The following is a 12,505-nucleotide window of genomic DNA, read 5'->3' on the forward strand; positions in this document are numbered from 1 at the left end:
TGGGCAGGACGCCACGGTCTTGCCAGTAAAATAAGAACAAAGGTTGTATCCGCTATTCAATAGATCGTTGAGATCGTTTCTTTACGACATACCAAGAGAGGAATTGCCATGAAACAAGTGACCGCCATCATCAAACCGTTCAAGCTGGACGAGGTGCGTGAATCCCTCGCCGAAGTCGGCGTCACGGGCCTGACGGTCACCGAAGTGAAGGGCTTCGGACGGCAGAAGGGCCACACCGAACTCTATCGCGGTGCCGAATACGTGGTCGACTTCCTGCCCAAGGTCAAGATCGAGGTCGTGGTGGACGACAAGGTGGTCGAGCAGGCCGTGGACGCCATCATCAAGGCCGCCCGCACCGGCAAGATCGGCGACGGCAAGATCTTCGTGCAGGAAGTGGAGCAGGTGATCCGTATCCGTACCGGCGAAACCGGCCCGGATGCCGTCTGATCCAAAGATCTCCGCGCATTGCGAAAGACCGGCCACTGGCCGGTTTTTTTTACGTCCTCAGAAAAGCGCCCAGGGTGTGGCAGGCTGTTGCTGCACGCTGTCCCAGGCTGCGCCAGATTGACACAGCGTGACAATGGCGCTGGCGCAAGATCCCCTTGCAGAGCGGGTTTGCAGGCTGGCATGCGATTTGCCATCTTGAAGGGTGAACGTCCGCTGCGGCCATGATCGCGGCGGGATTTCAACCATAACCCGAACGGAGACGACATGAACCTGGCAGACATCAGCAAACTCGGCGTACGCGATCCCTTCAAGCAACGTTACGACAACTTCATCGGTGGCAAATTCGTGCCGCCGGTCAAGGGCGAATACTTCGAGAACATCAGCCCGGTGATCGGCCGCGCCTTCTGTGAAGTGGCGCGCTCCAGCGCCGAAGACGTGGAACTGGCGCTGGACGCCGCCCACGCCGCCAAGAAGAGCTGGGGCAAGACTTCCCCCGCCGAGCGCGCCAACGTGCTGCTCAAGATCGCCGACCGCATGGAAGCCAACCTCGAATTGCTGGCCACCGCCGAGACCCTGGACAACGGCAAGCCCATCCGCGAAACCATGGCCGCCGACATCCCGTTGGCCATCGACCACTTCCGCTATTTCGCCGCCGCCGTTCGCACTCAGGAAGGCAGCATCTGCACCATCGACAGCGACACTTACGCCTATCACTTCCATGAACCGCTGGGCGTGGTCGGCCAGATCATCCCGTGGAACTTCCCCATCCTGATGGCGGTGTGGAAGCTCGCTCCGGCGCTGGCCGCCGGCAACTGCGTGGTCCTGAAACCGGCCGAGCAGACGCCGGCTTCCATCATGGTCCTGATCGAACTGATCGCCGACCTGATCCCGCCGGGCGTGGTCAACATCGTGCAGGGCTTCGGCGTGGAAGCCGGCAAGCCGCTGGCCTCCAACAAGCGCATCGCCAAGATCGCCTTCACCGGCGAGACCACTACCGGCCGCCTGATCATGCAGTACGCCTCGCAGAACCTGATCCCGGTGACCCTGGAGCTGGGTGGCAAGTCGCCCAACATCTTCTTCGCCGATGTGCTGGACAAGGATGACGAATTCTTCGACAAGGCCCTGGAAGGCTTCGCCATGTTTGCGCTGAACCAGGGCGAGGTCTGCACCTGCCCCTCGCGCGTGCTGGTGCAGGAATCGATCTATGACCGTTTCATCGAACGTGCCTTGAAGCGCGTGGCCGCCATCAAGCAGGGCAACCCGCTGGACAAAAGCACCATGATCGGCGCGCAGGCCTCGCAGGAGCAGTTGGAAAAGATCCTCTCCTATATCGACATCGGCAAGCAGGAAGGCGCCAAGGTGCTGGCCGGCGGCGGACGTGAAGAACTGGGCGGTGATCTGGCCTCGGGCTACTACGTCAAGCCGACCGTCTTCCAGGGCAACAACAAGATGCGCATCTTCCAGGAAGAAATCTTCGGCCCCGTGGTGTCGGTGACCACCTTCAAGGATGAGGAAGAAGCCCTGTCTATCGCCAACGACACCCTGTACGGCCTGGGTGCTGGCCTGTGGACCCGCGATGGCACGCGCGCCTTCCGCATGGGCCGCGAGATCCAGGCTGGCCGCGTGTGGACCAACTGCTATCACCTGTATCCGGCGCATGCAGCCTTCGGTGGCTACAAGCAGTCCGGCATCGGCCGCGAGAACCACAAGATGATGCTGGACCACTACCAGCAGACCAAGAACCTGCTGGTCAGCTACAGCCCCAAGGCGCTGGGCTTCTTCTGATCGCGTGATTTCGTTTGACTCCTTGCAGCAAGGCAGCTTCGGCACCGGTCCGCAACTCCCGCGGCCGGTGCCGCTTTTATTGGCAGATCCAGACTCAACAGGAGAGCGACGAATGAATGCATTGCCCAGGGTGACGGCCACCGAGGCCACGGTGGAGTTGCTGCGCCAGTTGAGGGCGCGGCATGGCGAGCTGATCTTTTTTCAATCCGGGGGCTGCTGCGATGGCAGTGCGCCGATGTGCTATCCGGCCGGCGACTTTACGCTGGGCGATACCGACGTTCATCTCGGGGAGATCGATGGCGTGCCGTTCTACATCGGCGCCGATCAGTTCGAATATTGGAAACACACGCAACTGATCATCGACGTGGTCAGCGGCAACGGCGGCATGTTCTCGCTGGAGAACGGCAGCGGCAAGCGCTTCCTGACGCGCTCGCGGCTGTTTTCCGATGAGGAATATGACGCGCTTGCCCCGCTCAGTGCCCGCGTGACTTGAAGCGGCGATAGAGCGTATTGCGCGACACCCCCAGCGCCTTGGCGGCAGCGCTGACGTTGCCGTCATGGGTGCGCAGGGCGCGCTCGATGGCGGCCCATTCGCTGTCGTGCATGGACAGCGGCTTTTCGTCCGTTTCTTCATGCGCTGCCGGGGCAGGCATGCCGCAAGCCGCCTGCAGCGGCGCTGCCTCGTCCAGAAAGTCATCTGGCAGGTGTTCCACCCCTATCCAGGCCTCGCCATCGGCCATGGCCAGGGCGGTGCGGATCAGGTTGGACAGTTGCCGCAGATTGCCCGGCCAGCGGCTGGATTGCAGCAATGCCAGGGCCTGGGCATCGAAGCACGGCGCGTGGCGGCCGCCTTCCTGTTCCAGGATGCGGTCGATCAGGGCGCCCAGGTCGCTGCGCTCGCGCAAGGCGGGCAGTTTTACCTGCAAGCCATTGATGCGGTAGTACAGGTCTTCACGGAAGGCATGGCGCGCCGCCATCTCGCGCAAGGGCTGGTTGGTGGCGCATACCAGAGCGAAGTCCACCGGAATCACGCGCTGGCTGCCCAGCGGCGTCACAGCGCGTTCCTGCAGCACGCGCAGCAGGCGGCCCTGCAGGGCCAGCGGCATGTCGCCGATTTCATCGAGGAAGAGAGTGCCGCCCTGGGCTTGCGCGATCTTGCCCGGTGCGCCTTTGCGGCGGGCGCCGGTGAAGGCGCCGTCTTCATAACCGAAGAGTTCGGCCTCGATCAGGTTCTCGGGAATGGCCGAGCAATTCACGGCCACGAAGGGCGCGGCGCCGCCCCGGGTTTGCGTGGTGTGGAAGCGCGCGCTTTCGCGGTGGATGGCCTGGGCCAGCCACTCCTTGCCGGTGCCGGTTTCGCCGGTGATGAGGACCGGGATGTCGCGGTCGATCACCTTGCGCAACTTGGCGATGATGGCGCTCATGCGGGCGTCCCCGGTATCGAGGGCTTGCAGTCCGCCGCGCGGCTGGCCCGGATGGGGGCGCACAGGTGGGGCCGGGCGAGCAGATGGGCTGGCGGGAAGTATTTCCGGTGCCTCGATCACGGCTTCCCGCGCATTCTGGAAATGCTGGTCGCGCAGCCGCAGTTCGGCGCGGCCATGGATGCGGATGCCGTTGTGCAGGCACAGCTCCAGCAAGCCCGACGCGGCCTTGCGATGGTGTTCGAACAGCAGCGACAGCGGCACCCCGAAGAGCGACGCAAAGGTATGCGACTGCAGTGCCGAGAGTGTCAGCCCCAGCTGGAACTGCGCACTGCGATTGGCCGCCAGGAAACGCCCGCCGGGCGTGAAGCTGACGATGCCTTCGACCAGCGTACCCACGAATTCGGCGCGGCTGTGGAAGTGCAGGGTGATGCAATCGGGGAAGCTGCCGGCCAGCAGGTGGTTTTCAATCATCTGCGCCGACATGCGGACCAGCGCCATGGTGTGCTTGTGGAAGCTGCCGCATTCGCCCGAGACATCCAGCACTCCCAGCACTTGGCCGCGATGGTCGAAGATGGGGGCGGCCGAACAGGTCAGGAAGCGGTTGGCATCCAGGTAATGCTGCTGGGCGTGCACGGTAGTGGGCTTCTGCTCGTAAAGGGCCGTGCCGATGGCATTGGTACCGCGCAATTGTTCGGACCAGCGTCCACCGGGCCCGAGAGCGACGCGGTCGGCTTTGGCCAGGAAATCGCTGTCGCCCAGCGTATGCAGGATGGTGCCTTCGGCGTCCGAGAGGATGACCATGCTGTGGGTATTGCGGATCTGGTCGTAGAGGGTTTCCATGACCGGGCGGGCATGGCCGGAGAGGGCCTGGTTGGCTTCCAGCGTCTGGGCCAGGTCGGCGCGCGAGAGTGAATCCAGGTCGGGCCGCTGGCCGCGCGTGATGCCGTAGGACGAGCTGCGCTGGTGCGAGCGTTCGATGGCCCGCAGGTCCGGCACGCCATCGGCGCTGGCCTGCACCAGGGGCGAAGCGCCCAGCAATGCACCGGCACCGGGCCGGTTTGCCTGGTATTGCATCCTTGTCTCCTTGGGACCTCTGGCGGTCCTTGTTCCCCCTATATGGTCGCTTTCTTCGCTGATGGGAAGCTGAGGGTGAACAAGCATAACCGATTAATGCGGCAGGAGGACAAATTGAAACAGCATTTGCAGCGCGTCCGAAGTGAAGGCAAAATACTGTATATAAATACAGTATTGATGAGCTTTCCGTGGCTTCCTTCCCCAAATTTCCGCAGGGCATTGCCCGGCCTTTTCCAGAGCAGGCGACCCGGTCGACCGCATCGGGCGAGGACGATGCGACCCTGACGCCAGAAACCTTCATCCATCGCGATCAGACCGCCCAGAAGGGCCGGGGTGCGGTCACCAACCTGCGCGGCCGCTATGAATCGGTGGCGCGGGAAGAGTTCGACGATGGCTGGCAGTCCGTCCGTTTTGCCGAGTCCCGGCCGCAGGCGGCTGAGAGCCCGGAGGAGGATGAGCCGCCCCGCCTGAAGACCATCGTCACCGAGGAAGACGCCCGCTCCATCATCACCCGCAACAGCTCGCCGGATTTGCCGTTTTCGCTTTCGCTCAATCCCTACCGGGGCTGTGAGCACGGCTGCATTTACTGCTTCGCGCGGCCTTCTCACAGCTATTTGGGCCTGTCCCCGGGGCTGGATTTCGAAAGCCGGCTGGTGGCCAAGCGCAATGCCCCCGAGGTGCTGCTGCGCGAACTCGCCAAGCCGTCCTATGAACCCGACACCATCACGGTGGGCATCAATACCGACGCCTACCAGCCCATCGAGCGCGAACGCCAGCTGACCCGGCGCATCCTGCAGATCCTGCACGATTGCGAGAATCCGGTGGCGCTCATCACCAAGTCCTCGCTGGTCGAGCGCGATATCGACTTGCTGGCTCCGATGGCGGCCAAGGGGCAGGCCATCGTTGCGGTGACGATCACCACGCTGGATGCGGCCATCGCGCGCACGCTGGAACCACGCGCGGCCAGCCCGGCGCGGCGATTGCGGGTGATCCGCACGCTGGCCGAGGCGGGCATTCCGGTGAGCGTGTCGATTGCGCCGGTGATTCCCTTCGTCACCGAACCGGACCTGGAACGCGTCATGGAAGCGGCCGTGGAGGCCGGGGCGCGCCAGGCGGGCTACATCGTGCTGCGGCTGCCCTGGGAAGTCAGCCCGCTGTTTCGCCAATGGCTGCAGGCGCATTTCCCCGACCGTGCGGCACGGGTGATGAACCGCATCCAGGACATGCGTGGCGGCAAGGATTACGACGCCGATTTCGCCACCCGCATGCGCGGCACCGGGGTCTGGGCCGATTTGCTGCATCAGCGCTTCGAGAAAGCCAGCCGGCGCCTGGGCATCGATCATCGCAATCGGGCTTTTGCCACCCTGGATGCCAGCCGCTTCAAGCGGCCAATGGTGGTGCCGGCGGGGCAGGGGCGCCCGGCGGGCGATGCCCAGCTGGATTTGTTCTGAGGCAGACGGCCGGTGGCTGGTAAGATCCGCGTTTTAGTCCGTTTCTTCACTTCTCTGCATGCACACTCTGGAACAACTGCGCAGCGGCGCGCTGGAAGGCATTACCCGCCTGTCTCTCTCGTGCGGCCTGCGCGAATTCCCGCCAGAAATCTTCACCCTGGCTGAAACCCTTGAGATTCTGGACCTCAGCGGCAACGAACTGACCGCCTTGCCCGAGGACCTGCCGCGTTTGCACCGGCTGCGCATCGTCTTCTGTTCCGACAATCCCTTCACCGAATTGCCCGCCGTACTGGGACTCTGCCCGTCGCTGGAGATGATCGGTTTCAAGGCCAACCGGATCGAGCACGTTCCTGCCGAATCGCTGCCACCCACGCTGCGCTGGCTGGTGCTGACCGACAACTGCATCGAACAGCTGCCATCGAGCATCGGGCAGTGCCTGCGCCTGCAGAAGCTGATGCTGGCTGGCAACCGCCTGCGCGCGCTGCCGCCGGAACTGGCGGCCTGCCGCAACCTGGAACTGCTGCGCCTGTCGGCCAATGCGCTGGAGGCGTTTCCGCATTGGCTGCTGACGCTGCCGCGCCTGAGCTGGCTGGCCATGGCGGGCAATCCCTGGTGTGAAGCAGTGGAGGAAACGGCGGACCGCAATGCGCAAGTCGCGGCCATCGATTGGGATGATCTGGTCTTGGGCGAGAAGCTGGGGGAAGGCGCCTCAGGAGTGATCCACGCTGCCAGCTGGACCGTGGAAGACAGGTCGCAGCCAGTGGCGGTAAAACTCTTCAAGGGCGCGGTCACCAGCGATGGCCTGCCCGAGCGCGAGATGGCGGCTTGCATCATGGCCGGTAGCCATCGCGGTCTCATTCCCGTGCTGGGGCGCTTGCAAGGTCATCCGCAAGCGGTGCAAGGACTGGTGATGCCGCTGATCGATCCCGATTTCAAGGTGCTGGCCGGTCCGCCCAGCCTGCAATCCTGTACGCGCGATGTGTATGCGCAAGGCTTCATGCTCGCCTGGCGTCAAGTGATCGCCATCGCACGCGATATCGCCTCGGCAGCCGCCCACCTGCATGCGCAGGGCATCGTGCATGGCGACCTCTACGGTCACAACATCCTGCATCGGGATGGCGAAGCCCTGCTTGGCGATTTCGGCGCGGCCTGGTTCTACGATGTCCAACAGCCGCATGCCTGGGGCGTGCAGGCCATGGAAGTGCGGGCCTATGGCTGTCTGCTGGAAGAGTTGCTGGCGCATGCCCAGCCGGAAGATGAATCCGGCAAGAAGCAGCGTGCGGCCCTGGCCGGGGTGCGCCAGGCTTGCCTGAGCGCCGATGCTGCCGCCCGGCCGCATTTCGAGGCCATCGTGGCCATGCTGAACAATCTGACTGCGGACTGAAGCGGCGTTCAGACCCGTTCGCTCGAACGCAGCAGCACCACCAGCGCGCCCGCACCGCCATCGGCTGCGCGCGCCTGGCAGAAGGCCATCACTTCATCCTTCTGCGCCAGCCAGTTGCGGACCTTGTGCTTGAGCACGGGCTCCTTGTTCACCGAACCGAGTCCCTTGCCGTGGATCACCCGCACGCAGCGCAGGCCGCGGCGGCGTGACTGGCGCAAGAATTCACCCAAGGCCTCACGCGCCTGGTCGCGGCGATAGCCGTGCAGGTCCAGCTGGGCCTGGATCACCCAGTTGCCGCGCCGCAGCTTGCTCAAGACATCCATGCCCACGCCGGGGCGGGCGAAACTGAGGTTTTCGTCGCTGTCCATGAGCGTGTCGACGGTGAATTCGTCGGACAGCGACTCCAGCAGCGCGGCCTGTTCATCGGCCAGGTGCTGGCGGGGAATGGGGAGGGGAGGTTCCGGCAGGTAATGGGCCTTGTCGACCACTTCGGGACGCAAGGGCGCCACCTGGCCGATGCTGTTGCGGAAGATGTTGGCTTCCTCGCGGGCTGCCGCTTCCTGGCGCTGGCGCTCGGCCAAGGCCAGTGCGCGCGCTTTTTCCTGTTCCTGCAGATCGCGGCGCAATCCCTGGAGCGCCGAGAAATCCTTCATTGTCGCCATGACAGCCACCCAACCCTGTAGCGGTTTGTTCCCTAAGTGACTACTTTAGCAGAAGCAGGCGAGCTCTTCAGCCGCAGGCCACCTTGATGATCACCAGGCCCGGATCGACGTGCAGATTGAGGCGGCGCGGGTTGAAGTCCATGGTGGCGGCGTCGTCCGGCTTGAGCACGCGGATGTCGGTGGCACCGGATTCGGCCAGTGCCTGGCGCTCCACGTAGCCGCTGTAGTTTTCGCCGATCAGGTGATCGGCACGCGAGGCATCGCATTGGCCGGCCGTGGCGTCGGCCACCGGGGTTTCGCGGGAAGCACTGCAGGCGACCAGCACGGCACCCAGGCTCATGGTGGCCAGCAACGCCTTGAGCACCGGCGAGCGGCGACCGTCGCGGGAAGGGGATGAGTAATAGGGCACGATGCTTTCCTCGGTCTTGATGATTCTGATATGGGATTGCTCGAGTGAAACAAAAAAGCCGGGACGACAACTCGTCACCGGCTTTTGGAGTGCCCGTTGCGTTGCGAGTTCTCGCAGCGCAGCATTTTACATCTCTTTACCTGCTTATTCGAGGCCTTCCAGATAGCGCTGTGCATCCAGTGCTGCCATGCAACCCGTACCGGCGCTGGTGATGGCCTGGCGGTAGATGTGATCCTGCACGTCGCCGGCGGCGAAGACGCCGTCGATGCTGGTGGCGGTGGCAAAGCCTTCGGTGCCGGTGCGGGTCTTGAGGTAGCCGTTCTGCATCTCCAGCTGGCCGTCGAAGATGCTGGTGTTGGGCTTGTGGCCGATGGCGATGAACAGGCCGTGCACCGGGATCTCGGTGATGGCGCCGTCCTGGGTCGACTTGATCTTGATGCCGGTCACGCCGCTGTCGTCGCCGACCACTTCATCCAGGGTGGAATGCCACTGGATGGCGATCTTGCCTTCGGTGACCTTGTGCAGCAGGCGGTCGATCAGGATGGGCTCGGCGCGGAACTTGTCGCGGCGGTGCACGATGGTGACCTTGCTGGCGATGTTGGAGAGGTACAGCGCTTCTTCCACGGCAGTGTTGCCGCCGCCGACCACGGCCACTTCCTTGCCGCGATAGAAGAAACCGTCACAGGTGGCGCAAGCCGACACGCCACGGCCCATGAAGGCCTGTTCCGAGGGCAAGCCCAGGTATTGGGCCGAGGCGCCGGTGGCGATGATCAGGGCATCGGCCGTGTACTCGCCGCTGTCGCCGATCAGGCGGAACGGGCGCTCGGAGAGCTTGGTGGTGTGGATGTGATCGAAGATGATCTCGGTATTGAAACGCTCGGCGTGCTGCAGCAGGCGCTGCATCAGTTCCGGGCCTTGCACGCCCAGCGGGTCGCCGGGCCAGTTCTCGACGTCGGTGGTGGTCATCAGCTGGCCGCCTTGCTCCACGCCGGTGATCAGCACCGGGTTCAGGTTGGCGCGCGCGGCATAGACGGCGGCGCTATAGCCGGCGGGGCCGGAGCCGAGAATCAGGACCTTGGCATGTTTGGGCGTGCTCATAAGCTACTCATCAAATGTTGTGGGATCGCTTCTGCAAATGAGGCGACTCCCGGGGATTTCAATTCCCGGCCGGTCAGGCAGTTCAGCCAGACCGGCCGGCACAAGCGGGGCGGTTGCCAGCGCACAAGTTTGCGGTTTGCCGCGCTGCAAAACGGGTAAGATTATAGTCCATGCCCTCAACGGGGCTCATGGAATTACGCTATGCCGGTGATAGCCGCCGGCGTGGCAGACAGTAGCAGCAACGCTGTCGAAAATATGAACAAAATGACAGCACCCCCAGAACGATAGCGGTCAATCAAGGTCAGTGCAGCGGGTTTCCCGCCGCCCAGCGCAAAACCGCGAAGCGCCAAGTCAATGCCGTTACAATGACGGCTAGTTTTTTTTGTACGGAAGTTATGTCCAAGACGAGTCAAGCCCACATCCGCACCAACAAGACGCCGGCGCCTCCCATGCCCAACCGTCTGGTACGGCTGTTATCGGAGGCGCGCTGGCTGGCGCTGGCGGCCTTGCTGGCCTATCTGGCGCTGATCCTGCTGAGCTATGCCAAGACCGATCCCGGCTGGTCGGTGGCCAGCTCGGTGCCGCGCGTGGGCAACTGGGGCGGCCGCGTCGGTGCCTGGATGGCCGACTTGCTGCTCTACATCTTCGGGCTCTCGGCCTGGTGGTGGTGCGTCTTGCTGGGGCGCTCGGTGTGGACCGGCTACCGGCGCCTGTCGAACCGCTTCCTGGTGGCCCAGCCGGTGGAACCGGAGCATCACCAGGAGCCGCTGATCCGTGCAGTCGGCTTCGTCTTCATGCTGACCGGCAGCATGGGCATCGAATTCACCCGCATGCAGCGCTTTGCGCCCAAGTTGCCGCATTCGTCCGGTGGCGTGCTGGGCGAGATGATCGGTTCGGCCATGCAGCCGACCTTCGGCTTCACGGGCTCCACCTTGTTGCTGTTGCTGCTGTTCGGGCTGGGCTTCTCGCTGCTGTTCCAGGTCTCCTGGCTGGCGGCGGTGGAACGCATCGGCGGCATGATCGAGGATGGCCTGTTCTGGGTGCGCGACTTCTTCGCCGCCCGGGCCGACCGCCGCGCCGGCCAGGAAGCCGCCGTCAAGCGCGAGGAAACCGTGGTGCAGGAACGCGCCAAGATCGTCGAGGCGCCGCCGATCCGCATCGAACCGCAAATCGTGGAAGTGCAGAAATCCGACCGCGTCCAGAAGGAGAAGCAGACCAGCCTCTTCGATGACCTCAACAGCGAATTGCCGCCGTTGTCGTTGCTGGACGAAGCACCGCCGGCGCAGCAGACGGTCTCGGTGGAAACCCTGGAATTCACCAGCCGCCTGATCGAAAAGAAGCTGGCCGACTTCGGTGTCGAGGTCAAGGTGGTGGCGGCCTATCCCGGTCCGGTGATCACCCGTTATGAAATCGAACCGGCTACGGGCGTGAAGGGCAGCCAGATCGTCAACCTGGCGCGCGACCTGGCGCGTTCGCTGTCGCTGACGTCGATCCGCGTGGTGGAAGTCATCCAGGGCAAGAATTTCATGGGCCTGGAGCTGCCCAATCCCAAGCGCCAGATCGTGCGCCTGACCGAGATCCTCGGCTCCAAGGTCTACAACGACAGCCATTCCAGCCTGACCGTGGCGCTGGGCAAGGACATTGCCGGCAATCCGGTGGTGGCCGACCTGGCCAAGATGCCGCACTTGCTGGTGGCCGGTACCACCGGTTCGGGCAAGTCGGTGGGGATCAATGCCACCATTCTTTCGCTGCTGTACAAATCTTCGCCGCGCCAGGTGCGCCTGATCCTGATCGATCCCAAGATGCTGGAACTGTCGATCTACGAAGGCATTCCGCACCTGCTGGCGCCGGTGGTGACCGACATGCGCCAGGCCGGCCATGCCCTGAACTGGGCGGTGGAAGAGATGGAGCGCCGCTACAAGAAGATGTCCAAGCTGGGCGTGCGCAACCTGGCCGGTTACAACCAGAAGATCATCGATGCCGAGAAGCGCGGCGAGAAGATCCCCAATCCTTTCAGCCTCACCCCGGATGCGCCGGAACCGCTGGAGCAGCTGGAAACCATCGTCATCATCATCGACGAGCTGGCCGACCTGATGATGGTGGTGGGCAAGAAGGTGGAAGAGCTGATCGCCCGCATCGCCCAGAAGGCGCGCGCGGCCGGCATCCACCTGATCCTGGCCACGCAGCGTCCCTCGGTGGACGTGATCACCGGCCTGATCAAGGCCAACGTGCCTACGCGGATTGCCTTCCAGGTCTCGTCCAAGATCGACTCCCGCACCATCCTTGACCAGATGGGCGCCGAAGCCTTGCTGGGCATGGGTGACATGCTCTACAACCCGCCTGGCACGGCCTTGCCGGTGCGGGTGCACGGTGCCTTCGTCTCGGATGATGAAGTGCATCGCGTGGTGGAGCACCTGAAAGCCCAGGGGGAACCGAATTACATCGAGGGCATCCTAGAGGGAGGCGTGCTGGAGGACGCTGACGGTGGCGGTGGCAGCGGTGCTGCGGCCGGTGCCGGTGGCGGCGAAGGCGACGAGATGTACGACCAGGCCGTGGCCGTGGTCCTGAAACATCGCCGGGCCTCGATCTCGCTGGTGCAGCGTCACCTGCGCATCGGCTACAACCGCGCGGCGCGCTTGCTGGAGCAGATGGAGCAAAGCGGCCTGGTCTCCACCATGCAATCCAATGGCAACCGTGAAATCCTGGTGCCGGCAGGTGCCGGCGACGCGGCTGAATAAGCCGGGTTCCGATCCAGTTGCGCGCCAGATTGC

Annotated in this window: 10 protein-coding genes; 6 read left to right on the forward strand and 4 right to left on the reverse strand. The window is 63.7% G+C overall.

Going from position 1 to position 12,505, the window contains the following annotated elements; all coding sequences use genetic code 11:
* Nucleotides 1-108 precede the first annotated feature (108 nt).
* The 3 genes from ACWFUC_RS14745 (at nt 109) to ACWFUC_RS14755 (ending at nt 2,725) form a co-directional block, all read left to right on the forward strand.
* Entirely contained in the window at nt 109-447 is a 339-nt protein-coding gene (locus tag ACWFUC_RS14745; RefSeq protein ID WP_006463535.1) for a P-II family nitrogen regulator, read from the forward strand.
* A 264-nt stretch (nt 448-711) separates the two neighbouring features.
* Nucleotides 712-2,232 carry an aldehyde dehydrogenase gene (gene adh / locus ACWFUC_RS14750; protein ID WP_489625293.1) on the forward strand — a complete coding sequence of 507 codons (1,521 nt, stop codon included), beginning with the start codon at nt 712-714 and terminating at the stop codon, nt 2,230-2,232.
* A gap of 112 nt (nt 2,233-2,344) precedes the next feature.
* Nucleotides 2,345-2,725, forward strand: a complete 381-nt coding sequence (locus ACWFUC_RS14755; protein ID WP_489625294.1) for a DUF779 domain-containing protein — start codon at nt 2,345-2,347, stop codon at nt 2,723-2,725.
* Here ACWFUC_RS14755 and ACWFUC_RS14760 read toward each other — a convergent pair.
* Nucleotides 2,706-4,730 (reverse strand): sigma-54-dependent Fis family transcriptional regulator, encoded by a 2,025-nt coding sequence (locus ACWFUC_RS14760; protein WP_489625295.1) that lies wholly within the window; start codon nt 4,728-4,730, stop codon nt 2,706-2,708. The two genes, ACWFUC_RS14755 and ACWFUC_RS14760, sit on opposite strands and share 20 nt — an antisense overlap.
* Nucleotides 4,731-4,918: 188 nt before the next feature.
* Here ACWFUC_RS14760 and ACWFUC_RS14765 point away from each other — a divergent pair, with 188 nt between their 5' ends.
* On the forward strand, nt 4,919-6,181 hold the full coding sequence (locus ACWFUC_RS14765; protein WP_489625296.1) for a PA0069 family radical SAM protein: 1,263 nt from the start codon (nt 4,919-4,921) through the stop codon (nt 6,179-6,181).
* Between the two features lie 58 nt (nt 6,182-6,239).
* Complete coding sequence (locus tag ACWFUC_RS14770; RefSeq protein ID WP_489625297.1) at nt 6,240-7,565, forward strand: leucine-rich repeat-containing protein kinase family protein; 1,326 nt, start codon at nt 6,240-6,242, stop codon at nt 7,563-7,565.
* An 8-nt stretch (nt 7,566-7,573) separates the two neighbouring features.
* Here ACWFUC_RS14770 and ACWFUC_RS14775 read toward each other — a convergent pair whose 3' ends face one another.
* The 3 genes from ACWFUC_RS14775 to trxB form a co-directional block, all read right to left on the reverse strand.
* A complete protein-coding gene (locus ACWFUC_RS14775) occupies nt 7,574-8,227 on the reverse strand; it encodes a Smr/MutS family protein (protein WP_199725016.1) in 654 nt (217 codons plus the stop codon).
* 67 nt (nt 8,228-8,294) lie between these two features.
* Nucleotides 8,295-8,636 (reverse strand): I78 family peptidase inhibitor, encoded by a 342-nt coding sequence (locus ACWFUC_RS14780; protein ID WP_489625298.1) that lies wholly within the window; start codon nt 8,634-8,636, stop codon nt 8,295-8,297.
* Nucleotides 8,637-8,780: 144 nt separating this feature from the next.
* Nucleotides 8,781-9,734, reverse strand: coding sequence for a thioredoxin-disulfide reductase (gene trxB / locus ACWFUC_RS14785; protein ID WP_034331799.1), 954 nt, complete (start codon nt 9,732-9,734; stop codon nt 8,781-8,783).
* A 395-nt stretch (nt 9,735-10,129) separates the two neighbouring features.
* Between trxB and ACWFUC_RS14790 the strand changes: the two genes are divergently transcribed.
* Nucleotides 10,130-12,472 carry a DNA translocase FtsK gene (locus ACWFUC_RS14790; protein WP_121039479.1) on the forward strand — a complete coding sequence of 781 codons (2,343 nt, stop codon included), beginning with the start codon at nt 10,130-10,132 and terminating at the stop codon, nt 12,470-12,472.
* The last annotated feature ends 33 nt before the right edge of the window (nt 12,473-12,505 follow it).

The sequence above is a fragment of the Herbaspirillum sp. Her4 genome, from assembly GCF_057961335.1.